22 protein-coding genes, 2 tRNA genes and 1 other RNA gene are annotated in these 22,882 nt (G+C 62.3%); 9 read left to right on the forward strand and 16 right to left on the reverse strand.

Translation table 11 applies throughout. The features are described from left to right. Positions 1-3: 3 nt before the first annotated feature. Positions 4-753, reverse strand: coding sequence for a spermidine synthase (locus EA795_RS07875; RefSeq protein ID WP_014852113.1), 750 nt, complete (start codon positions 751-753; stop codon positions 4-6). A gap of 448 nt (positions 754-1,201) precedes the next feature. On the opposite strand from EA795_RS07875, the gene EA795_RS07880 reads away from it, so the two are divergent. Together EA795_RS07880 and EA795_RS07885 are read left to right on the forward strand one after the other, a co-directional pair. Next, positions 1,202-2,554, forward strand: a complete 1,353-nt coding sequence (locus tag EA795_RS07880) for a class II 3-deoxy-7-phosphoheptulonate synthase (protein ID WP_122076473.1) — start codon at positions 1,202-1,204, stop codon at positions 2,552-2,554. Between the two features lie 270 nt (positions 2,555-2,824). Then, positions 2,825-4,270: an SLC13 family permease gene (locus tag EA795_RS07885; RefSeq protein ID WP_058076533.1), complete on the forward strand. Its 1,446-nt coding sequence runs from the start codon at positions 2,825-2,827 to the stop codon at positions 4,268-4,270. 106 nt (positions 4,271-4,376) lie between these two features. Here EA795_RS07885 and efp read toward each other — a convergent pair whose 3' ends face one another. The 3 genes from efp to ffs form a co-directional block, all read right to left on the reverse strand. Further along, positions 4,377-4,943, reverse strand: a complete 567-nt coding sequence (gene efp, locus EA795_RS07890; protein WP_014852110.1) for an elongation factor P — start codon at positions 4,941-4,943, stop codon at positions 4,377-4,379. 337 nt (positions 4,944-5,280) lie between these two features. After that, positions 5,281-6,453 carry an elongation factor P maturation arginine rhamnosyltransferase EarP gene (earP, locus tag EA795_RS07900; RefSeq protein WP_122076477.1) on the reverse strand — a complete coding sequence of 391 codons (1,173 nt, stop codon included), beginning with the start codon at positions 6,451-6,453 and terminating at the stop codon, positions 5,281-5,283. 164 nt (positions 6,454-6,617) lie between these two features. Beyond that, positions 6,618-6,714: signal recognition particle sRNA small type (ffs, locus tag EA795_RS07905), an RNA gene on the reverse strand. A 289-nt stretch (positions 6,715-7,003) separates the two neighbouring features. Here ffs and EA795_RS07910 point away from each other — a divergent pair. Beyond that, the gene (locus EA795_RS07910) at positions 7,004-7,990 is read left to right on the forward strand and encodes an NAD(P)/FAD-dependent oxidoreductase (protein WP_122076479.1); all 987 of its coding nucleotides are present in this window, start codon (positions 7,004-7,006) and stop codon (positions 7,988-7,990) included. A gap of 35 nt (positions 7,991-8,025) precedes the next feature. Here the strand turns inward: EA795_RS07910 and EA795_RS07915 are convergent, their stop codons facing one another. The 3 genes from EA795_RS07915 to EA795_RS07925 all read right to left on the reverse strand — a co-directional run bounded on the left by EA795_RS07915 (position 8,026) and on the right by EA795_RS07925 (position 9,328). Continuing rightward, positions 8,026-8,958 carry a ZIP family metal transporter gene (locus tag EA795_RS07915; protein ID WP_115027592.1) on the reverse strand — a complete coding sequence of 311 codons (933 nt, stop codon included), beginning with the start codon at positions 8,956-8,958 and terminating at the stop codon, positions 8,026-8,028. Between the two features lie 200 nt (positions 8,959-9,158). After that, positions 9,159-9,234, reverse strand: a tRNA-Gly gene (locus EA795_RS07920). Positions 9,235-9,252: 18 nt separating this feature from the next. Next, positions 9,253-9,328 (reverse strand) — tRNA-Glu (locus EA795_RS07925). A gap of 190 nt (positions 9,329-9,518) precedes the next feature. On the opposite strand from EA795_RS07925, the gene EA795_RS07930 reads away from it, so the two are divergent. Together EA795_RS07930 and EA795_RS07935 are read left to right on the forward strand one after the other, a co-directional pair. Further along, a complete protein-coding gene (locus EA795_RS07930; protein WP_122076481.1) occupies positions 9,519-10,307 on the forward strand; it encodes a hypothetical protein in 789 nt (262 codons plus the stop codon). 89 nt (positions 10,308-10,396) lie between these two features. Then, positions 10,397-11,074: a glutathione S-transferase family protein gene (locus EA795_RS07935; RefSeq protein ID WP_058073515.1), complete on the forward strand. Its 678-nt coding sequence runs from the start codon at positions 10,397-10,399 to the stop codon at positions 11,072-11,074. Positions 11,075-11,078: 4 nt separating this feature from the next. Here the strand turns inward: EA795_RS07935 and EA795_RS07940 are convergent, their stop codons facing one another. The 3 genes from EA795_RS07940 to msrB form a co-directional block, all read right to left on the reverse strand. After that, positions 11,079-11,966, reverse strand: coding sequence for an ATP-binding protein (locus tag EA795_RS07940; RefSeq protein WP_122076483.1), 888 nt, complete (start codon positions 11,964-11,966; stop codon positions 11,079-11,081). Positions 11,967-12,058: 92 nt separating this feature from the next. Beyond that, positions 12,059-12,541: a glutathione peroxidase gene (locus EA795_RS07945; protein WP_058076529.1), complete on the reverse strand. Its 483-nt coding sequence runs from the start codon at positions 12,539-12,541 to the stop codon at positions 12,059-12,061. A gap of 25 nt (positions 12,542-12,566) precedes the next feature. After that, entirely contained in the window at positions 12,567-12,965 is a 399-nt protein-coding gene (gene msrB, locus EA795_RS07950; RefSeq protein ID WP_014852102.1) for a peptide-methionine (R)-S-oxide reductase MsrB, read from the reverse strand. A 190-nt stretch (positions 12,966-13,155) separates the two neighbouring features. On the opposite strand from msrB, the gene EA795_RS07955 reads away from it, so the two are divergent. The 4 genes from EA795_RS07955 to EA795_RS07970 all read left to right on the forward strand — a co-directional run bounded on the left by EA795_RS07955 (position 13,156) and on the right by EA795_RS07970 (position 16,515). Next, positions 13,156-14,367, forward strand: coding sequence for a pyridoxal phosphate-dependent aminotransferase (locus EA795_RS07955; protein WP_014852101.1), 1,212 nt, complete (start codon positions 13,156-13,158; stop codon positions 14,365-14,367). Between the two features lie 5 nt (positions 14,368-14,372). Then, complete coding sequence (locus EA795_RS07960; protein ID WP_014852100.1) at positions 14,373-14,828, forward strand: hypothetical protein; 456 nt, start codon at positions 14,373-14,375, stop codon at positions 14,826-14,828. Positions 14,829-14,916: 88 nt separating this feature from the next. Then, on the forward strand, positions 14,917-15,786 hold the full coding sequence (htpX, locus tag EA795_RS07965) for a protease HtpX (protein ID WP_014852099.1): 870 nt from the start codon (positions 14,917-14,919) through the stop codon (positions 15,784-15,786). An 84-nt stretch (positions 15,787-15,870) separates the two neighbouring features. Next, positions 15,871-16,515: a DUF2959 domain-containing protein gene (locus tag EA795_RS07970; protein WP_122076485.1), complete on the forward strand. Its 645-nt coding sequence runs from the start codon at positions 15,871-15,873 to the stop codon at positions 16,513-16,515. 60 nt (positions 16,516-16,575) lie between these two features. Here the strand turns inward: EA795_RS07970 and EA795_RS07975 are convergent, their stop codons facing one another. The 6 genes from EA795_RS07975 to EA795_RS08000 all read right to left on the reverse strand — a co-directional run bounded on the left by EA795_RS07975 (position 16,576) and on the right by EA795_RS08000 (position 22,881). Then, positions 16,576-17,235, reverse strand: a complete 660-nt coding sequence (locus EA795_RS07975; protein WP_122076487.1) for a thiopurine S-methyltransferase — start codon at positions 17,233-17,235, stop codon at positions 16,576-16,578. 123 nt (positions 17,236-17,358) lie between these two features. Beyond that, positions 17,359-18,765, reverse strand: coding sequence for a sigma-54-dependent transcriptional regulator (locus EA795_RS07980; protein ID WP_122076489.1), 1,407 nt, complete (start codon positions 18,763-18,765; stop codon positions 17,359-17,361). Continuing rightward, a complete protein-coding gene (locus EA795_RS07985; protein ID WP_376750276.1) occupies positions 18,762-19,964 on the reverse strand; it encodes a sensor histidine kinase in 1,203 nt (400 codons plus the stop codon). The genes EA795_RS07980 and EA795_RS07985 overlap by 4 nt, the downstream gene beginning before the upstream one ends. Positions 19,965-20,102: 138 nt before the next feature. Then, entirely contained in the window at positions 20,103-21,569 is a 1,467-nt protein-coding gene (locus tag EA795_RS07990; protein ID WP_122076493.1) for a sigma-54 dependent transcriptional regulator, read from the reverse strand. Positions 21,570-21,972: 403 nt separating this feature from the next. Beyond that, positions 21,973-22,269 (reverse strand): flagellar protein FliT, encoded by a 297-nt coding sequence (fliT, locus tag EA795_RS07995; RefSeq protein ID WP_014852093.1) that lies wholly within the window; start codon positions 22,267-22,269, stop codon positions 21,973-21,975. A 186-nt stretch (positions 22,270-22,455) separates the two neighbouring features. After that, positions 22,456-22,881, reverse strand: a complete 426-nt coding sequence (locus EA795_RS08000; RefSeq protein WP_014852092.1) for a hypothetical protein — start codon at positions 22,879-22,881, stop codon at positions 22,456-22,458. Position 22,882: the final 1 nt, after the last annotated feature.

The following is a 22,882-nucleotide window of genomic DNA, read 5'->3' on the forward strand; positions in this document are numbered from 1 at the left end:
CATTCAACTGGCAGGGCGCAGCGCGGCGATCAGCGAATCGAGGGAATAACCCAGGCGCGGCGCCAGGCACGCCGCCCGCTGACGCAGGCCTTCCTCGTCCAGCGTCTGTTCGAGCTCAGCCGGAACCAGCAACACGACGTTGCCCTCCTTCACCGGGCACTCCCAGTAGTGGCGATGAAACAACCCGCGCAGCAGCGCTGCACCCAGCGGTTTGTCGTCATCGGTGCCCCACTGGTTGATGATGAGCCAGCCGTCGGGATTGAGCTTTTCCTGGCAGCGTTTGAGGAAGTTCCAGGCCAGGTGCGCCGCTGCCGGGCCGACGTCGGTATACAGATCGACGAAGATCAGGTCCGCCGTTTCCGCCGACTCCAGCAATTCCACCGCATCGCCGATCCGAACGTAGAGCCGTGAATCGTTCTGCAGGCCCAGGTAGCGCATCGCCAACTCCGGCACCGCGGGACGCAGCTCGATGGCTTCCACATCCTCCAGCGGCAGGAATTCCAGGCAGGCCTGCGTCAGGGTGCCGGCACCCAGGCCGAGGAACAGCGCGGTTTCCGGCGCAGGATGACAGAGCGCGCCCATCAGCATCGCCCGCGTGTAGTCGTACTCCAGCCAGCTGGGGTCGCGCATGAACACGCAGCTCTGCTCCACCGCCGCGCCAAATTCGAGGAAGCGATAATCACCGACCTGCAGGACGCGCACCAGGCCGAACTCATCGCGCACTTCGGCCAGTAATTCTTCCTGCTTGTCCATGAACGCTCTCCGATTCGGCGCGCCATCTTAGGCCTGTCACTGCTTCAAGGCGAGTCGTGCATGAAATGCAACGGACCTAGGGTCTGTTGACGTTTCGCTCGCGGCCGCGCCGGAGCCTGTTTTTTCGCGGAGCAAGGCATGAGGAGAGAAGTTTGGTCATTCCAAATGAACGACGAATAACGCAGCGCCGCGAAAAAACAGGCCCGGCCCTCCGGGTTGCGCGGCAAATATCGCCAGGCGGCGTTGCGGGACTTGGCAAGGGAATGACGCGGCCGGCCGCGGCCATTGCCTGCGTCCCGCGCCTTGCCTGGCGATATTTGGCGCAGCAACACGGCTCGCGCCGAAACGTCAACAGACCCTAACGCCCCCATCATCAGGAACTATCAGCGACAGCTCCGGTGCATCAGGTAAAATCGCCGCATTCATTTTCGAACGACGGACACTTTCGATGAACCAGACCTGGAGCCCCACGAGCTGGCGAGACAAACCCATTCAGCAGCAACCTGAATACCCCGACGCCGCACATCTGGGCCGGGTCGAAAGCACCCTCGCCAGTCTTCCACCCCTGGTGTTCGCGGGCGAAGCGCGCGAGCTGCGCAGGCAGTTCGCGGAAGTCACCCAGGGCCGTGCCTTCCTGCTGCAAGGTGGCGATTGCGCGGAAAGTTTCCTCGAATTCTCCGCCACCAAGATCCGGGACACCTTCAAGGTGTTATTGCAGATGGCGGTGGTCATGACCTTCGCCGCCGGCTGCCCTGTGGTGAAGGTCGGCCGCATGGCCGGCCAGTTTGCCAAGCCGCGCTCGGCGGGCGATGAAACCATCGATGGCGTGACGCTGCCTTCCTATCGCGGCGACATCGTCAATGGCATCGGCTTCGATCCGAAAAGCCGCACGCCCGATCCGGAGCGTCTGCTGCAGGCCTATCACCAGTCCACAGCCAGCCTCAACCTGCTGCGCGCCTTTGCCCAGGGCGGTTTCGCCGACCTGCATCAGGTCCACCAGTGGAACCTGGACTTCATCGCCAACTCGCAGATGGCGGAGAAATATCACCAGCTGGGAGCGCGAATCGACCAGGCGCTGAAGTTCATGCGTGCCTGTGGCATGGATAACATGCCGCAGTTGCGCGAAACCAGTTTCTTCACCGCACACGAAGCCCTGTTGCTGAACTACGAGCAGGCCTTCCTGCGCGAGGACAGCCTCAACGGTGGCTGGTACGACTGCTCGGCACACATGCTGTGGATCGGCGACCGCACCCGCCAGCTGGATGGTGCCCATGTGGAGTTCCTGCGTGGCGTCGGCAATCCTATCGGCGTGAAGGTCGGTCCCACCATGGACAGCGAGGAGTTGATCCGCCTGATCGACATTCTCAACCCCGAGAACGACCCGGGCCGCCTCAACCTGATCGTGCGCATGGGCGCGGACAAGGTGGAAGCCGGGCTGCCCCGGTTGATCCGTGCCGTCCAGGCCGAAGGCCGGCAGGTGTTGTGGAGCTCCGACCCGATGCACGGCAACACCATGAAGGCCTCCAGCGGCTACAAGACCCGGGCTTTCGAACGCGTGTTGGCGGAAGTGCGCCAGTTCTTCGACGTGCACCGAGCCGAAGGCAGCTATCCGGGCGGCATTCACATCGAGATGACCGGCCAGAACGTCACCGAGTGCATTGGTGGTTCGCGGCCCATCACCGAAGATGGCCTCGGCGATCGCTATCACACTCATTGCGACCCCCGCCTGAACGCCGACCAATCCCTGGAACTGGCGTTCATGATTGCCGAAACCCTAAAACAGCTGCGCCCCTCCGCATAACTTTCTGTAGGGCCGAACTCGTTCGGCCTGCATGATTTCCTGTCGAACGAGCTCGGCCCTACGAGCCCCAGACGGAAGGCCGGCACCTGCCCTGCCGGCTTCCGGTCCAATTCCGGCTTGCACGGATAAAAGCGAATAGCGCGCTAATAATTAGCAAAACTATTAATTCGCCAGCTAATCATGCACTGGTAGACTCGCGCGGCTTTTTTACGCCGACCCTTTACACGCCCTCTCGCAGCCGGGTCACTGAATAGAGGAACCATCCCCCACATGACCGACACACAGAACAAAGGCGCTGCCCAGGCAGCTTTCATCGGCCTGCTGCTCGGCCCCCTGGTCTTGCTGCTCTGCCTCGTCACCAGTCCTCCCGCCGGGCTTTCCGAAACGGCCTGGCTGACCGTCGGCCTGGCCGGTTTGATGGCTGTCTGGTGGGCTACCGAAGCGATACCGATCCCGGCGACTTCACTGCTGCCCATCCTGCTGATTCCGCTATTGGGCATCGACACGCTGAACAAGGCGACCGCGCCCTATGCCAACCCGACGATCTTTCTGTTCTTCGGTGGCTTCCTGCTCGGTCTGGCCATGCAGCGCTGGAACCTGCACAAACGTATCGCCCTGGCCACGCTACTGGCAGTCGGCAACGCACCTAGCCGGCAAATCGCGGGCTTCATGATCGCCACGGCGTTCATCAGCATGTGGGTGAGCAACACCGCCACCAGCATCATGATGTTGCCGATCGGCATTTCCGTGATCGCCCTGCTCACAGAAGGCAGCGAGGAAGAGGAAGGCACACGTTTTGCGAGTGCATTGCTGCTGGGTATCGCCTATGCCGCGAGCGTCGGCGGCATCGCCACATTGATCGGCACACCGCCCAACGCGCTGCTTGCGGCCTTCCTGCGCGACACCTATGACGTGCACATTGGCTTCGGCCAGTGGATGCTGCTGGGCGTACCCGTCAGCGTCGGCATGCTGCTGTTCACCTGGTGGTGGTTGACGCGAGGCGGCTTCAAGCTGACCGGCGGCGACAGTCGCACCATGCTGGAAAAGGAGATGGCCGAGCTCGGTCCCATGTCCAAGGCCGAGAAAATGGTCGCGGTGGTATTTGGCCTCGCAGCGGCCGCCTGGATCTTCCAACCGTTCCTGGCTCAGTACATCGATGGGGTCAACGACACCAGCATCGCCATCGCCGCCGCGCTGATCCTGTTCCTGATCCCGGTAGACCTGGACAAGCGCGTGTTCCTGATGGACTGGGAAACCGCCAACAAGGTCCCATGGGGCGTGTTGCTGCTGTTCGGCGGCGGCTTGTCGCTGGCCGGTGTGATAGGCGCTTCAGGGCTCGCCCAGTGGATCGCCGAGAGCCTGCAGGGCTTCGGAACGCTGCCCCTGATCCTGATGATCGGCCTGGTCGCTCTGGTGATTACCTTCCTTACCGAGATCACCTCCAACACGGCTACTGCCGCCGCGTTCCTGCCGCTGCTCGGCGCGCTGGCCGTCGCCCAGGGCCTGCCACCGGAAATGCTCGCCATTCCCGCTGCGATCGCCGCCAGTTGCGCCTTCATGATGCCGGTGGCAACCCCGCCGAACGCCATCGTGTTCGGCACCGGGCTGATGCGCATCCAGTCGATGATCAAGGCCGGGTTCGCCTTGAACATATTCGGAGTCTTCCTGGTGACAGGCCTGTGCTACCTCATGATCGGCTGGCTCTGGGCCAACTGATTGCGAAACGCCGTGCCGGCACTGCGGGTGCGGTACCGTGAAACACAGACATGAAAAAGCCCGGCGCATGGCCGGGCTTTTTCATGTCCTTCGAACGACGGGTCCGTCAGACCTTGGCGCGGGACTTGTACTCGCCGGTGCGGGTGTCGATCTCGATGTGCTCACCGATGTTGATGAACTCCGCGACCTTCAGCTCGTAGCCGTTGTTCAGCTTGGCGGTCTTCATGACCTTGCCGCTGGTGTCGCCGCGAACGGCCGGCTCGGTGTAGGAAACCTGGCGCACGATGGTGGTCGGCAGCTCGATGGAGATCACGCGGTCGTTGTAGAACACGGCTTCGCAGACATCCTGCATGCCGTCTTCGATGAAGTTCAGCGCGTCGCCCAGGTCTTCCTTCTCGACTTCGTACTGGTTGTATTCGGTGTCCATGAACACGTACATCGGATCGGCGAAGTAGGAGTAGGTCACTTCCTTGCGCTCAAGGATGACCGGCTCGAACTTGTCGTCGGCCTTGTAGACGCTTTCGGTCGCCTGGCCGTTGAGCAGGTTCTTCAACTTCATCTTGACCACGGCAGCGTTGCGGCCGGACTTGTTGAATTCGGCTTTCTGGATGACCCAGGGCTCGCCGTTGATCATGGCCACTTGGCCGGCACGGAACTCTTGTGCGGTTTTCATACGAATATCCGATGATTAAAAGAGACAAAAAACAGGCCGCGTATCATAGGGTCTGTTCCCGTTTCGTCGCAAGCCGCGTTGCTGCGCCAAGTGGCGCCAGGCAAGGCGCGGGACGCAGGCAATGGTGAACCCTTGCCNGTTGCTGCGCCAAGTGGCGCCCGGCAAGGCGCGGGACGCAGGCGATGGTGAACCCTTGCCAAGTCTCGCCACGCCGTCTGGCGCCACTTGCCGCGCACCCCTTCGGGCCGGGCCTGTTTTTGCGCGGTGCAGCGTTTCTCGTCGCTTATTTGGAACGACCAAACTGCACTCCTCGTGCCTTGCCTCGCGCAAAAACAGGCTACGGCGCGGCTGCGGACGAAACGGGAACAGACCCTAACCAATCTGTATAAAAAAAGACCAGCTTTCCCGCCAGATCGCCGTTGGCAACCTGCTTGTGCGTCCAGCGTTCCGCATGGAGCTGGAGCATCATCTGGTGTTGTTGCATCGCGCACCAGGCTTCACCGCTGCCAACGCCATCGTTCCAGGCGCGCCAGAACGCACGCAAGGCATCGGTTGCGGCGGGTGCGAGATCACCACTGTAGAGCTCGAAGAAGGCATCCAGCTTGTCCCAGTGGGCATCCTCTTCCTGCGGATAGATGTGCCATACCAGCGGCCGTCCAGCCCACTGCGCGCGAATGAACGACTCTTCGCCGCGTACGGCGTTGAAGTCGCAGCACCACAGCAACTGGTCGTACTGGTTCTGCGTCATGAAAGGCAGCACGGCGATGTGCAGGCTGCCACGCTGGTGCTGCGCACCGGCACCCAGTTCGCCCACGCCCAGCCAGCGTGCCACGTCGCCCAGTACCCGCCCCTCCGGTATCAGTAGTTGCGTGGTCTTGGGGCCTGCCGCCAGCACATCGAGCCAGCCGGGGATCGCGGCATTCTCGTAGGCGAACAGGGAGATGAGCTGCGCGCCGGGCTGCAGTTCGATGCCGAAGCTGCCGAGCAAAGCTTCGCGGTGCTGCGGATCATTCCGGAATGCGTCACGTCGATCCAGCAGATCACCTTCGCGCAACAGCCCACCGGTGCCCTGCTCGAAGCCCGGGAAGAAGAAATATTTATGCAACCCATCGGGCTGCATGGAAGGCAGCGCGTGGCAGCCGACTACCCAATCCTCGGCACTGAGGTATTCCAGGTTCAGCCAGAGAATGCGCCTGCCGCTGTCGGCCATCGCCGCTATGTAGGCGGGTGGCAGTTCGCAGGCGAACGCCTCGATCACCACATCCGCGGGTTCGGCCGCCTGCCAGTCCTTCGTCCAGTGACGAATCTCCACCTGCTCATGCCACTGCTGTGCGGCACTGGCGCTGGCCGTCGGACACAGCCGCACGAAGGTCTCCAGATCATCGACCCAGAGGCGGACGCGCTGATCGTGCTCTGCAACCAGCTGCCGAGCCAGGCGCCAGGTCACCCCGATATCGCCGAAGTTATCCACTACGGCGCAGAAAATATCCCAACTCGCTTTGACAGACAAAATCCCTGCTCCTGACCGGCACCGGCGATGTTCGCGACTGCGCGAAAAGTTTGCAGGATACAGTTTGCGGGTGGGGCGATGACAGGCTTTCGCAGATGACTGGGCAGACAAACCCAGCAGGCTCGTCGAGGAAATATGCAACAGAGAGTCGTCATGGAGGTGAACCCTACCAGCCACACCCCGGCACACAATGTCACCGCTGCGGCTGCTCCCTTCCGGGCCTGACCGGGTTCACGGCTGATCGTTGCGAGGGGACCGGCAGGGCCCACCATGACAAGCCCGCCTGGCGGCGAGCGGCGCCATTGTACCGGCTTATCGCCAACTTACAACCACCGACCGAGACCGGCACAGCGTCCCGACTACCTACCGCCGGTCAGCAATATCCGCAATGAGACAGCCGTTCGCCGCATTGCAACGAATCCCCCTAGTCAAAGACGTGAACCTGTTCGAGGATGAAAAGAGACCTCAGGCATCGAATGCTTGTCATAAACCTATGCTGCGCGTCGCGAAATGGACAGCGCAGTGGATGGCACCAGCACACGAGGTAATCATGAGCAACGCCCCCATCGCCATCATCGGTACCGGTATCGCCGGGCTCTCAGCGGCCCGGACCCTGCACGACGCGGGGCAGGCAGTACAGCTGTTCGACAAGAGCCGCCGCAGTGGCGGCCGCATGGCGAGTAAAACAATCGGGTCGGGAACACTCGACCTGGGCACCCAGTACTTCACCGCTCGCGACCGCCGCTTTACCGAGATTGTCCATCAGTGGCAGGCCGACGGCTGGGCGGATCAATGGTCACCCAGCCTGTTCCAGTCCCGTGACGGCCAACTGTCCCCCTCGACGGATGAACAGCTGCGCTGGGTCGGCACGCCGACCATGAGCGCGATTACGCAAGGTCTGCTCGATGACCTGCCCGTCACGTTCAGCTGCCGCATCACCGATGTATTCCGCGGCGAGGAGTTCTGGACGCTGGTGGATGCCACGGGAGCCAGCCACGGCCCCTTCAGCCAGGTCATCATCGCTGTACCGGCGCCACAAGCCGCCGCGTTGCTGGCCGCGGCGCCGAAACTGGCTGCCGTCGCCGCCAGCGTTGCCATGGAGCCGACCTGGGCGGTTGCCCTCGGTTTCGCCACGCCGCTGGAGACCAGCGTCGAGGGGTGCTTCGTGCGCGACGATGCGCTCGACTGGATCGCCCGCGATCACAGCAAGCCCGGGCGTGACGGCAGCCTCGACACCTGGGTACTGCATGCCAGCAGCCAGTGGAGCCGGCAGCACATAGACCTGTCCCGCGAAGCGGTGATCGAGCTGCTGCACGGGGCCTTTGCCGAACTGATCGATTGCGTGGTCCCGGCACCGGCATTCACCTTGGCGCATCGCTGGCTGTATGCCCGCCCCACTCAACCCCATGAATGGAGCGCACTGGCCGATCCGGGGCTGGGCCTTTATGCCTGCGGCGACTGGTGCCTGTCGGGCCGGGTCGAAGGCGCCTGGCTAAGCGGCCAGGAGGTGGCACGCAAGCTCCTGGAGAACCTCTGAGTACCGCGACGCTCGCATTGGTCTGAGGCACACCCTCAGCCCAACGCGGTATCCAGAAACATCATCACCGCGAAGCCACCCATCAGCCCCAGGGTAGCCGGCGTCTGATGGCCGTTGCGGTGGGTTTCCGGAATCACCTCGTGAGACACCACGAAGATCATCGCGCCCGCGGCGAGTCCAAGGCTGACCGGATAAGCGATGGCGAAGCCGCTGGACATGCCGATACCCACCAGCGCGCCAAGCGGCTCCATCAAGCCGGATGCCGCAGCGACCAGTGCCGAAGTCAACGCCGATAGCCCGGTGGTGCGCAGCGCCAGCGCAACCGCCAGCCCTTCCGGAATGTCCTGAATGGAAATCGCGGTGGTCAATGGCAAACCGACGTTGAGATCGCCATTGGCGAAGCTCACGCCGATGGCCATGCCTTCCGGAATGTTATGCAGGGCGATGGCCAGCACGAACAGCCACACCCGGTTGAGCCTTTCACATTCAGGGCCGCACGGGCCGGTGCTCTCGTGCTCGTGCGGAGTGAAGTAATCCAGGCCGAGCATCAGCAACACACCCAGGCCGAGCCCGACCACGACGGTCAGTGCGGCAGCCGGACCGCTGCCAAAAAGTTCACGTCCCGCTTCCAGTCCGGGCAGGATCAATGAAAACGCGCTGGCCGCCAGCATCATCCCAGCCGCGAAACCGAGCATGCTGTCCTGGGTGCGAGTGGAGATATCGCGCAAACCGATGGCCAGAAAGGCCCCGACGGCAGTGGCGACGAACCCGGCGCTGCCACCAAGCATTGCGTAACGAAGGTTGCTCGCCTCGTTGCCCTGGAAGGCATTGATGCCGCCCGCGATCAACAGGAGCACGACCGCCAGGGCCGCTCCAGCCAATCCGAGGGTAACCCATGGGCTGGCCTGCGCCTGAGCGAGCCAGGCGGAACGCAAGGTGGCTGCATGATTTGAGGTAGTGGTTGTCATGGACGCCGAATCCTGAAAGCGGACCGCCATTGTACGCCCACAAAACCTGCTCCCGACCCGCTCGGACCTGCACCTGAACCTATGGCCTTAATAGGCTCGCGCCATGAGACGCGCCACGCACGAACAGCCGACGGGCAAACGAGAAAAACGGGCACAACGAAAAACGCCGCTTCCTGAAAGGAAGCGGCGTTTCAAGTATTTGGAGCGGGAAACGAGACTCGAACTCGCGACCCCGACCTTGGCAAGGTCGTGCTCTACCAACTGAGCTATTCCCGCGCTACATCTACAGCAAAATGGCGTCCCCTAGGGGACTCGAACCCCTGTTACCGCCGTGAAAGGGCGGTGTCCTAGGCCACTAGACGAAGGGGACGCAGCCCGGAAGCTTACAGCTTTCATTCCGGCTTTCAGCGTTTGCGATGTGCTTCACGCTGCAAGTGGCGCGCATTCTATGGAGAGCCCCGAGAGCCGTCAAGCGTCATGTGAAATTTTTTTTTGTTGAATGATCTCGACGCCCTTTCGCGCTATCAGAGCGCCACCCAAGGCTCTACACTCGAACGAAAATGATCGCGAGGTATGCCATCTTGTCACCGGCTCTGATTGCAGGATTGGTCGTCGCAGGCCTGTTCGTACTGATAGTCATCGGCTATCTCAGCCAGCTCGTCGAAAAGAACAAGCTGGAAAAGGCCCGTATGCGCGCGGACCTTTCCGACCGAATCCGCCGTTGCGCCACGCTGTCGCGCAGCTTCCCGGGGCAACTGATGACGCCGCCGCTGAAACTGTTGCTGACACGCCTGGAACTGTACCTGTGCGAGCGCCTGCAACCTCTGGATCGAACGAATCCCTCTCTGCCCGCGCGTATCGATGAGCTTCGCAACGCGGCGGTGCAAGGAGAGGAGATTCGCATCGAGAATCCACCCAAACAGATTCTCAGCGAAGCGAGTGCCAAGGAGGCGCGCCTGCAGCTCGAAGACCTGCATGCGCTGATCGTCTGGGCTGCCAAGCAAGGACAGCTGGAAACCGAGGCTGCCAAACGCTGGCTGAGCAATGTCCAGCATATGCTGGTGATGCTGCATGTCGATTACTTCAACAACCAGGCCAGAGCCGCCCTGCAACAGAGCAATCCGCACAAGGCCCGGCTCGCCTACGAACGGGGTATCCAGTATCTGCGCAAGCAGAAGGAACAGGACAAGTACCAGCCACACCTCAAGCAGCTCGAAGCCGGTTACAAGCACGCCAATCAGCTTGAACAGACACAACGGCAACCCACGCTCGAGCAACCCAACGAGTTGGCCGAAGGCCTGAAGAATTTCGAAGACGATGATGATTGGAAGATCAACAACATCTACTAGTCGAACCCAGCTACTGGCGGGCTCCGTCGCCGCCACTGTGACGTGACCCGACCTTCGCAGCGATGCGATCAATCCCGAGGAGAAACTCGATGTCCTTGACCGTCTTTGGAGCCCCCCTGTCGCCGTTCGTCCGCAAGGTACGCCTGTGTCTGCTGGAAAAAGGCATGGAGTACCAGCTGGAAATGGTCATGCCCTTCACCCCGCCGGACTGGTACCTGCAGCTCAATCCGCTGGGCCGCATTCCGGCATTCAAGGATGCGGACGTCACCCTCGCCGACTCCAGCGTGATCTGCCAGTACCTCGACGAAGCCTATCCGGACCGACTGCCACTCTATGGCGACAACGCACCCCAGCGAGGTCAGGTGCGCTGGCTGGAGAAATATGCGGACTACGAGCTGGCCCCACTGACCACCTTCGGCATCTTCCGGAACCGGATCCTGAAGCCGAGCGCGGGCCATCCCTGCAACGAAGAAAGCGTCCAGGCTGCACTCAACGAGAAATTGCCCCCGCACCTGGACTATCTCGAACGACAGCTGGGCCAGCAGGATTACTTCGTCGGCGACCGGCTAACCATGGCGGATATCGCGATCGCCAGCCAGTTGCTCAACATGGAGCACGGCGGCGAACGTCTGGACCCTGCCCGCTGGCCGGCACTGGCCGCCCATTACGAACGCATGAAGGCGCGCGAATCCTTCGCCAGTATCCTGCCGGGCGAACAGCGAATGAATGCGAAGCTGGTCGAAATGGGCAAGGCCGCCAGCCATTGAGGTCTCACGGCTGCGCCAGTAGCCGTGTGCCCACCCACTGCCGGGCGTATTGATAGGCGCAGCGTCCGTTGCGGTTACCCCGTGCGGTGGCCCAGCGGATCGCATCCTTTTCCAGCGCCTCGCTCCACTCCCAATCCAGGCCGGCCTGCGCGGCAAGCGAGCCGATCCAGTGGCGCACCACGTTCAGATAGTGCTCCTGACTGAAGGGATAGAAAGACAACCAGAGACCGAAGCGATCGGACAGCGCGATCTTGTCTTCTACCGCCTCGTTGGGGTGCAGTTCGCCATCCACCATCTGCCAGTTGTCGTTGTCGCTTTGCCGCTCGGGCACCAGGTGTCGGCGATTCGAGGTGGCGTACAGCAACACGTTTTCCGGCGCACGCTCCAGCGAGCCATCCAGCACGCTCTTGAGCACCCGGTAGTCGCCCTCGCCCGCCTCGAACGACAGATCGTCGCAGAACACCACGAAGCATTGCGGCTGTTCAGCCAGTAGCTCGACGACACGAGGCAGGTCCGCCAGATGGTCACGCTCGATCTCGATCAGACGCAGCCCCGCCACCGCATGCTCGGCCAGCAGCGCACGGATCAGCGAGGATTTGCCCGTGCCACGCGAACCCCAGAGCAATACATGATTGGCCGGCAGGCCCGACACGAACTGACGGGTATTGGCTGACAGGAGATCACGCTGGCGATCGATACCGATCAGATCATCCAGGCGCAGATCCAGCTCGACCTTCAGCGGCAGCAGGTATCCCGTCCGCCCATCGCGCACCCAGCGTGCGGCGAGGCTCTGCGTCCAGTCGAGCACCGGACGTTGCGCCGGCAGCAATGGCTCGACACGCGACAGCAACGCCTCGGCACGCTGCAAGAAGGCTTTCAGTTCGGCATCCATCTGACGACTCCGAAGAAGATTTCACGCCCGCCAGGGCGCAGATATCCAGAACGACCCAGGCGATATCGCGTGGGCCTTGGTGAAAGGAAGAGTTACAGCAGCGCTTCGATACGCTCGACCAGCGCCTGCGGCGGCGTGTTGGAGGCGAAACGCTCCACCGAAGCCCCCTGCTCGGCGATCAGGAACTTGGTGAAGTTCCATTTGATCGCCTTGCTGCCGAGCAGCCCCGGGGCACGCTTCTTGAGCTCGACGAACAGCGGGTGCGCGTCGGCACCGTTGACGTCCACCTTGGAGAACAATGGAAAGCTCACCCCGAAGTTGCGCTCACAGAAGGACGCGATCTGCGCCTCGTCACCCGGCTCCTGCCTGCCGAACTGGTTGCAGGGGAAACCGAGCACGACCAGGCCCTGATCCCGATAGCGCTGCCAGAGCGCCTCCAGCCCCTTGTACTGGGGTGTGAAACCACATTCGCTGGCGGTATTGACCACCAGCCACACCTTGCCGTCGAAGTCGGCCAGGGTCTTCTCCTGACCATCCATGGTGCGGCAGGGAATCTCGAGCAAGGAATCGCGCATTGCGATGGGTCCCTTGTGTGCGTCGTCAGGCGTCGCGTGGCTGAAGGTCGAGGGAGGCGGAGTTGATGCAATAGCGTAGCCCGGTCGGAGCGGGACCGTCGGGGAATACGTGCCCCAAGTGCGAATCGCAGCGCGCGCACTTGACTTCGATACGGTGCATGCCATGGCTGAAGTCATCGACGCTGGCGATGGCGTGGTCGCTCACCGGCTGAAAATAGCTCGGCCAGCCGCAGCCGGATGAAAACTTGGCGTCCGAATCAAAAAGCGGTTCGTTGCAACAGGCGCAGTGATAGATGCCAGGCACCTTGGTGTCGTTGTACTTGCCGGTGAAGGGACGCTCGGTAGCCCCCAGCCGACAGACCTGGAACTGCTCGTCCGAGAGCTGCTCCCGCCAGGCTTCGAGCGGTTTTTCCAGCTTTTCCATCGGTACACCTCCTCTACTCAAAAAAGGCCGATCTGTACCTTTTCCGGCCGTCGGGCCGCACGTATGATGCGTTGCTCTTAGACGCCTAGTCTGGCAGCAGGTCTTCACGCTGCCAAGGCGCCCGGGTTCACGCCAAGCGCGGCCAGCCATTCCGGAGCTGGCGCCTTTTCACTTCGGGACATTCAGGATCATGCAGGTCAGTAAATCGAACAAGCTCGCCAATGTCTGCTACGACATCCGCGGGCCGGTGCTCAAGCACGCCAAGCGTCTGGAGGAGGAAGGCCACCGCATCCTCAAGCTGAATATCGGCAACCCGGCGCCGTTCGGTTTCGAAGCACCGGAAGAAATCCTTCAGGACGTGATCCGCAATCTGCCGACCGCCCAGGGCTACTGCGACTCCAAAGGCCTGTTCAGCGCGCGCAAGGCCATCATGCAGTACTACCAGCAGAAACAGGTCGAAGGCGTGACCATCGAGGACATCTACCTCGGCAATGGCGTCTCCGAGCTGATCGTGATGTCCATGCAGGCGCTGCTCAACAACGGTGACGAGGTGCTGATCCCGGCGCCCGACTACCCCTTGTGGACCGCCGCAGTCAGCCTGGCCGGCGGCAAGCCGGTGCATTACCTGTGCGACGAGCAGGCCAACTGGTGGCCTGACCTGGCCGACATCAAGGCCAAGATCACCCCCAACACCAAGGCGCTGGTGCTGATCAACCCGAACAATCCCACCGGCGCGGTTTACCCCAGAGAAGTGCTCGAGGGGATGGTCGAACTGGCGCGCCAGCATAATCTGGTGCTGTTCTCCGACGAGATCTACGACAAGATCCTCTACGACGGCGCCGTTCACGTCTGCACCGCCTCCCTCGCACCGGACGTGCTCTGCCTGACCTTCAACGGCCTGTCCAAGTCCTACCGGGTGGCGGGTTTCCGCTCCGGCTGGGTAGTGATCACCGGCCCGAAACACAAAGCGCAGAGCTATATCGAAGGCCTGGATATCCTCGCCAACATGCGTCTGTGCGCCAACGTGCCCGCGCAACACGCCATCCAGACCGCACTGGGCGGCTACCAGAGCATCAACGACCTGGTATTGCCACCGGGACGCCTGCTGGAGCAGCGCAATCGTACCTGGGAGCTGCTCAACGACATTCCCGGTGTCAGTTGCGTGAAGCCCATGGGTGCGCTGTACGCATTCCCGCGGATCGATCCGAAGGTCTGCCCGATCCATAACGACGAGAAATTCGTACTGGATCTGCTGTTGTCCGAAAAGCTGCTGATCGTCCAAGGCACCGCGTTCAACTGGCCGTGGCCTGATCACTTCCGGGTGGTGACCCTGCCACGGGTGGATGACCTCGAGCAGGCCATCGGCCGCATCGGCAGCTTCCTCAAGACCTACCGCCAATAGTCACAATGGATCTGCAGATCGAGGACTTCTACAAGGATGTCGCGGGTGGCCTGTTGATGCTCTACCAGGCCTTCCCGCGCAAGACCGCACTGTACGTCGAAGACCTGATCGGCCACGAGGAACCGGATGAGTTCGGCCTGCCCAGCAAGCGTCATCAGGGCTGCCTCGGCGCGCTGCTGTGGCTCGCCGAAGAGGGTTATGTCCGTTTCGAAAGCACCATCCAGTTCCAGGCGATCGACCAGGCGGTGCTGACCGAAAAAGCTTTCCTGCGTCTGACCGGCAGCGTCGCCGGTACAGAGATCGGCGCCGACGACCTTCCCCCGAGCGTCCTGCGCGTGCAGGCAAGCCTCGCCCAGCAGCTCCGAGAAGCCCTGCGCAATGGTCATGGCGAGCAGCTGGCACGCCTCGTCCGCGTGCTGTTCGAGAGTCAGCTGTCGACCGCTCCCGAACAAACGACATAGCTTGAAATAGTCGCTCGGTTGAATAGCGCAGAGCCGAGCCTTATATAGCCTATCGTTCCTTATTCTTTACCCCGGAGTCTGCTGCAACATGCGCATTTTCTTGTTCCTGGCGACCAACCTTGCCGTATTGGTCATCGCCAGCATTACCCTGAAGCTACTCGGGGTGGATCGCTATACGGGCCAGAACTATGGCAGCCTGCTGATTTTCTGCGCGGTGTTCGGTTTCGCCGGCTCGCTGATCTCGCTGTTCATTTCCAAGTGGATGGCGAAGATGAGCACCCGCACGGAGATCATCAGCCAGCCGCGCACCCGCCACGAGCAGTGGTTGCTGCAGACCGTCGAGCAGCTGTCGCGCGAGGCCGGCATCAAGATGCCAGAGGTAGGCATCTTCCCCGCCTACGAGGCCAACGCCTTCGCCACCGGCTGGAACAGAAACGACGCACTGGTCGCCGTCAGCCAGGGCCTGCTCGAGCGCTTCTCACCCGACGAAGTGAAAGCCGTTCTCGCCCATGAGATCGGCCACGTGGCCAATGGCGACATGGTCACCCTCGCCCTGATCCAGGGCGTGGTGAACACCTTCGTCATGTTCTTCGCGCGGATCTTCGGCAACTTCGTCGACAAGGCCATCCTCAAGAATGAGGACGGCCATGGCATCGGCTACTTCGTCGCAACCATCTTCGCCGAGCTGGTGCTGGGCATCCTCGCCAGCATCATCGTCATGTGGTTCTCGCGCAAACGCGAGTACCGCGCGGACGAGGCCGGCGCGCAACTGGCGGGCACCGGCGCCATGATCGGCGCGCTGCAGCGCCTGCAGGCCGAACAGGGCGTTCCCGTCGACATGCCCGACAGCCTCAAGGCCTTCGGCATCAACGGCGCACTGAAGAACGGCCTGGCGGGCCTGCTGATGACCCATCCCTCGCTGGACGACCGCATCGCAGCGCTGCGCCAGCGTGCTTGAGACGGATCGAAGCACCCAAGGGCGACGCAAGTCGCCCTTTTCATTTGTCTATCCTGTTCGAACATCTCCAAGCAAGGAATCACAATGCGCCGGCTCATAATCGTCTGCTGCGCCCTGCTGACCCTGGTCGGTTGCCAGAGCGCCTATTACTCGGCAATGGAAAAGGCCGGCATCCACAAGCGTGACATTCTGGTCGATCGGGTCGAAGACGCCCGCGATTCCCAACAGCATGCGAAGGAGCAGTTCAAGGACGCCCTGGAGCGCTATCGCAGCGTCGTCGAGGTAAAGGGTGGCGATCTGCAGAAACGTTACGATGCGCTCAACAGCGAGTACGAAGCCAGCGTGGTGAGCGCCCGTGACGTGCGAAGCCGCATCGAGGCCGTGGAAGACGTCGCCGATGCCTTGTTCAAGGAGTGGGAAGGCGAGCTCAAGCAGTACAGCAATGCCAGCCTGAAAAGCGCCAGCGCCAAGGAGCTCAGCCGCACCCGCGCCGAGTACCGCACCCTGATTCAACGCATGAAGGCCGCCGAGCAGCGCATCGAACCGGTGCTCAGCGTACTGCGCGACCAGGTTCTTTTTCTCAAGCACAACCTCAATGCCCGCGCCATCAGCGCGCTACACGGCGAATACCGCTCACTGCAGGGCAACGTCGACCAGTTGCTGGCCGACATGCAACGCGCCATCGACGAAGCAGACACCTTTATCCGCCGCCTTCAGACCGAAGGCTGATCGGGACAGATGAGGCGCAGGCCAGGCTGAAACCCCATCAGGACGCGGTTGGCGAGACGATCAGGCGTGTCGCTGCAACCGGTGAAAGTGCTCCTCCAGCCGCTGCAAGCCGCGCTCGCGCATCCGTGGGTTGGTGGCCAGCACCTCCTTGGCCTCGAGCCGTTCCACCTGCCACTCGGCGGCATACAGCGCCATCACCTCGGCGTCACTGACGGCAAAGGGAGGCCCGTCCATTTGCGCCTGTTCGTAATCCAGGGTGACCAGAAGTTGTTGGCAGCCGGCGGGCAGAATGGCCGACAGGTGCGCCGCGTAGCGCTGACGCATCGGCGGCGGCAAGGCGATCAGGGCGGCGCGATCGTATACGCCCTGGCAGGCGCTGACATCATCGGCACCGAGCGCGAAAATATCGCCGCAGCGAATCTCCAGCGTGCCCGAACGATAGACCTTGAAAGGCCCGACCTGAGATATCTCGGCCTCGAGCTGCTGCTCGGCGAAAAACGTCTCGACCGCCTTCTGGCTCAACTCCACGCCCAGCACGCTGAAGCCCTCACCGGCGAGCCAGGCCAGGTCCAGACTCTTGCCGCACAGTGGCACCAGCACCGTCGCACCCTCCTGGAGCTTCAGCCGCGGCCAGTGGCGGCGCAGCCCGGGGTGGACCTGGTCGAGATGAAAACCGATGTCGTTGCGGGCCCAACGGCCCTGCCAGAAGTCTGCGTGCATGCGGGATGCTCCATTGCCGTGATGACCGCAGCTTAACAGAGCGGAGAAATCACCCGACGGGTCCAAGCGACACCGAACGTCCGACGCAATGTCGCTCAGGGCTGCCCCCCCCCAGCCGTCCCGTCAGCTCGAAAAAAGCGCTGCCTCTACATCCATTCCGGCATCGCGCATCTGCGCCAGCTTGTAACGCAAGGTTCGTGCACTGATGCCCAGGCGGTCGGCGGTCTCCTTGCGACGGCCGCGTTCAGCCCGCAGGGTATCGAGGATCAGCTGGAATTCGCGCCGACGCAGGTCCTCGCCCAGCGCTCCGGCCGGCTCGACGGGAGCAGTGCCTTCCGCGCCCCGCGGCACGCAAGAAGCCGCTTCGACTTGCCCGCTCGCCGCGACCGAAGCGAAGCCGCTCGCCGCATCCAGGCAGAGATCCTCGGGCCGAATCACGCCGCCCTGCTGCAGGATCAACGCGCGCTGGATGGCGTTGTCCAGTTCGCGAACGTTACCCGGCCAGGCATGGCTGGCCAGGCAATGACGAGCCTCGGGCGAAAGCCTGGCCGCAGGCTGGCGCATCTTCTCCGCATGCTTGTCGAGCAGGCGCTCGGCCAGCGGCAGGATGTCCGCCACGCGCTCGCGCAGCGGCGCCCAGGCGAGCGGAAACACCGACAACCGGTAGAACAGATCCTCGCGGAAGCGCCCGCTTCTGACCTCATCGGCCAACTCACGGTTGGTCGTGCCGATGATACGAATATCTAATGCGATCGGCTTGCGCGCACCGACGCGCTCGACTTCCCGCTCCTGCAGCACCCGCAACAGCTTGGCCTGCAGCCCCAGCGGCATCTCGGATATCTCGTCCAGCAGCAGCGTGCCGCCTTCGGCCAGCTCGAATTTGCCCGGCTGCGCCGCTATGGCCCCGGTAAAGGCGCCCTTCTCGTGGCCGAACAGCGTCGCCTCGAGCATGTTGTCCGGAATGGCCGCACAGTTGATGGCAATGAACGGCTTGTAGGCCCTTGGTGATTGCTGATGGATGTAGCGCGCCAGCACCTCCTTGCCGGTGCCCGACTCGCCGGAAATCAGCACCGTGGAATCGCTTTGCGCGACCCGTGCCGCCAGCGCCAGCAACTGCCGACTGGCCGGCTCGACGGCAATCGGGCCCCCATCCGTCTGATCGCTCAGGCGGCCACCGGCGTGCCGTGCCACCAATTCCAGCAGCTTCTTCGGCTCGAACGGCTTGACCAGATAATCCACCGCCCCTTGACGCATGGCCTCGACGGCCCGCTCGACCGCCGCGAACGCGGTCATCAGCAATACGGGCAACTGTGGATGACGCTGACGGATCAGGCCCTGCAGCGCGTGGCCATCCATACCCGGCATGTTCACGTCGCTTATCACCAGCTCGAAGGGCTCCTCCTGCAGTGCAAGCAGCGCCGATTCGGCGCTTTCCACCGCACGGTAGGCATAACCGCCAAGCTCCAGGGTGTCGCCCAGGGCCTCGCGAAGGGCCGGGTCGTCTTCGACCAGCAGAATCCTGACCTTCATGCCTGCGCCCCGGATGCACCTGCCGCCAGCAGCGGCAACACCAGCCGCGCGCAAGTGCCGCGCCCAGGCCTGGATCTCAAGCGCAGCTCTCCGGAATGGGCTCGCGCAACGGAGTTGACCACCGCCAGGCCCAGTCCGGTTCCGGTGGCCTTGGTGGTGAAGAAAGGCTCACCGAGCCGGCTCAGAGTGACGGCGTCCATTCCCGAACCGTTGTCGCTGATGCAGATATGCAAGGCCACCCCGCGCGAATAGAAATGGATCTTCAAACGTACCGCTCCCGCAGCGGCCTGTACGGCATTTTCGACGAGATTGAGCAGCGCGCCGACCAGCGTGTCTCGGTTGCAGAGCAGCTCCGCGGAACGCACATCGCACTGCCAGCGCACCGCCATGCCCTGCAGGCGAGGCTCGGCAGCAGCACGCAGCGCCGCACACAGCTCGGCGGGCGACAGGCGATCCTGCAGCGGGAGATCGCCACGGGCGAACACCAGCATGTCCCGTACCTGGTGCTCCAGCTCGTGCAGGCGATCCTTCAGGCGGCCGGCGAAACGCTGCTGCTGTTCGCTGGTCAGGCCACCCTCCTGCAGATGACTGGCATAGAGCAAGGCGGTCGACAGAGGCGTGCGGATCTGATGCGCCAACGAGGCGACCATCCGACCCAGGGAAGACAGCCTCTCATGGCGGGCGAGCTGCGCTTGCAAGCGGCGGGTTTCGGTCAGATCGGTGAGCAGCACCAGCTGCCCCGGCTCGCCGCTCAATGAACGCGTGGCAATGGAGACGCGCCGGCCATCGCGCAGGGAGATTTCATGACCGTCGTCCTTGCGAGGCGCAAAGCTGCGCGCAATGACGTCGCGCCAGAGCTGCCCGATCAGCGGCACGCCGAACAGCTCGACCGCCACCGGATTGGCTTCGCGCACCACGCCATGCCCGTCGATGACGATCACGCCGCCGGGCAACAGATCCACGAGGCTTTGCAGGCGCTTGGCCAGGCGCTCCTTCTCGTCCAGCTCCTGCAGGCGCTGCAGGCCGGCCTCGGCCAGTTGCCCCGTCAACTCGACGACTCGACGTTCCAGCACATCGCCCGAATCGCCGGATCGCCCTTCCTGAGGCTTGAATCGCCGGAGCTCGCGCTCGAATCCGAGCACGACTTCAGGTTCGCCGAGGCCGGCGGTCTTCACGGATAGACTGGCAGGTGAATTCACTGTTCTCACTCGCGTTCGTCAAAAAATGAACGATCACGGGTGAGTCAGCAAGGATCATGCCCGGGGCGGGGAAGGAAATACCGAGACGCTGAAGCTGAACCTGAGCCCTTCCGTCTCCTCGATACTAGAACCGTGAAATCACTCTTCGCCGTCGTCGCGACGATTCATGCCGTACTTGCGCATCTTCTCGACCAGGGTGGTGCGCCGAATGCGCAGCCGCTCCGCCGCGCGCGCCACAACCCCGCCGGCATCCTCGAGCGCCTGGTGGATGAGCCCCTGCTCGAGGTTGCCCAGGTACTCCTTCAGGTCCAGTCCTTCGGCAGGCAGCATGGCATGCGCATCGGGTGCGACGATGGGCGCGTTGATGGCGGCGCGCTCTTCCATCTCGTCATGCAGTTCGATGGCGTACTGCTCGTCGTCATCGTCCACGTGGCGAAACTTCTTCGGCAGTTCCATCACGCCGATCACACCGTAGGGATGCATGATCGCCATGCGCTCTACAAGGTTGGCCAGCTCACGCACGTTGCCCGGCCAGTCATGCCGACAGAGCGACATGATCGCCGCCGAGTTGAACCGGATGGAGCCACGCTTCTCATGCTCCATGCGCGATATCAGCTCATTCATCAGCAGCGGAATGTCCTCGACCCGCTCGCGCAGCGGCGCCATTTCGATCGGGAAGACATTGAGCCGGTAATACAGGTCCTCGCGGAAGCTGCCATCCTCGATCATCTTCTCGAGATTCTTGTGGGTCGCGGCGATGATTCGCACGTCGGCGCTCTGGGTGCGATTACTGCCAACGCGCTCGAAGGTGCGTTCCTGCAACACACGCAGCAACTTGACCTGCATCGGCAGCGGCATATCACCGATCTCGTCGAGAAACAGCGTACCGCCCTCCGCCAGTTCGAAGCGGCCGGCACGCGAAGTGATGGCGCCGGTGAAGGCCCCCTTCTCGTGGCCGAACAATTCGCTTTCCAGCAACTCACCGGGGATCGCGCCGCAGTTGACCGGAACGAACGGACCACTACGGCGCTTGGAGTGATAGTGCAGATTGCGTGCAACGACTTCCTTGCCGGTGCCCGACTCACCAAGGATCAGGACGCTGGCCTCGGTGTCGGCCACCTGCTGCATCATCTGTCGAACGTGCTGCACCGCGCGACTGGTGCCCACGAGGCTGCGAAACAGGTTGGGCTCGCGCTGTCGCCCGCGAGCCCTGGCCTGGTCGTACACCTCTCGATAAACCTGGGCGCGATGCAAGGAATCGAGCAGTTTGTTGTAGCTTGGCGGCATCTCCAGACTGGTCAGGACCCGCCGACGAATATCTTCGGGCCAGTCGGCCGGCGCGGATTCACCGATCAGCATCAGCGGCAGGTTCTCGTCCCAATTGCTCAACTGTCTGAGCAACTCGACCGCCCCGCCCGCGCAACCTATCTCACCGAGCATGACGCCGAGAACGGTACGACTGGATTCGAACGAAGCCACCACATCACGCCATTCGCTGCTGGTGCACGCCAGATGATCTTCACTGAGAAAATTGAGGATGACTGTCAGATCACGGCGACGGTCAAAGTTATCGTCTATCAACAAAATCTTGGTTTCACGCCACATCTTGTTTATAGGCTCTAGAGACTGAAAAGGAAGCCTGCGTCGCATCCACGAAGAGAAGACGATCACATCACCGGCAGATAGCCACTAGTTAATTAAAAAAAAGGCGCCCAGTCAAATTTATGACGTGATTCAACGACCAAAGGATGAGCAGCGCATTCGGCCCTCAAGTCGGGATAAGTTGTCAACCGGATATCGGTAAAAAGACGGACTTTCGAGGCAAGCCGAAGAACGGCGACAGGCTTGTTCAGCTAAAGCATTTTCGGAGTTTATCGACGCTCTTAGCTGCAAAAGATGTTGTTTCGCTGGAACGTCCCGGGAGGACTATCGGCATTTGCCTGAAACGGCACAGGCCGAAGAATGTTGGATGCGGTGAACGAACGAGACCTGACTCACCTGATAGAAATCAGCCAAACAGCTGGTAGATCTTGGCGGTCCGTTGCGATTGATTGATCTGAATCAACTCACCCGAGACTCGCTGTTGCTCAGCCTGGCAGGTATCGAGCAATTCGCGATACAGACCAAGCAGCTCCTGCATCCGCTGGCGCATCACCGCTTCGTCGCGCCTGGGCTCGCTCATTGCCGCCTCGACCACCTGACGACATTCCAGATCGAGCACGCTGATAGCGGTCCAATCCTGCTGCACCATGGCTTCGCGCAGAGCACTGCCGGTTTCTTCTAGACGCTTGGCTGAGGCATTCATGATCGGACTCCGAGACTATCCAGGCCGGCCGCTGCGGCATCGGTGCCCTACCAGGCTGAAAGAAGCGTTTCGCATCGTTTCAGTCCGCAGGCGCCCTGCACTGCCAACCGGCTACTCTCTGGATATCGGCCAACTGCCTGCTGCCTTTAACGCTCCGATGCAAAAAGACCGCGCTCAACCCAAGCCTCAATGAAGGCCGCGCAGCCCCGTCGGAACGCTTGGTGCAGCCACCGGCTCCCAGGGGCCGTCGGGTCGTCCGGCGCAGTACCAGCCACCGTCCCAGCGGTAGTAAAGGCGCTCGCGATAGTAGAGGTCGCGCCCTTCGACCACGTAGACGCTCAGCCGATTATCCCAGTGAGCGGCAGCATGCGGCGGCGGCGCATAGCGCGGATGGCTGCGCTGAGTGGCCGGACGCTGGGGCGCCGGTGGCGTGCTGACCGGAGGCGGAACGACCGCGGGCTCGCGAGCATCCGGCAGCCGGGGGCTGGGCTGTGGAACTGGAGGCTGCGCCTCATAAGGATTTCCCGCACAGGCGCCGATCAGCAGCGCGGCGACCAGCAGGCCGGTGCGCCCGAAAACGCGACCCGTGCGCTGAAGCGATTCCGGTTCCATG

Source organism: Stutzerimonas nitrititolerans (assembly GCF_003696285.1).
In the GTDB taxonomy this organism is placed as follows: Bacteria; Pseudomonadota; Gammaproteobacteria; order Pseudomonadales; family Pseudomonadaceae; genus Stutzerimonas; species Stutzerimonas nitrititolerans.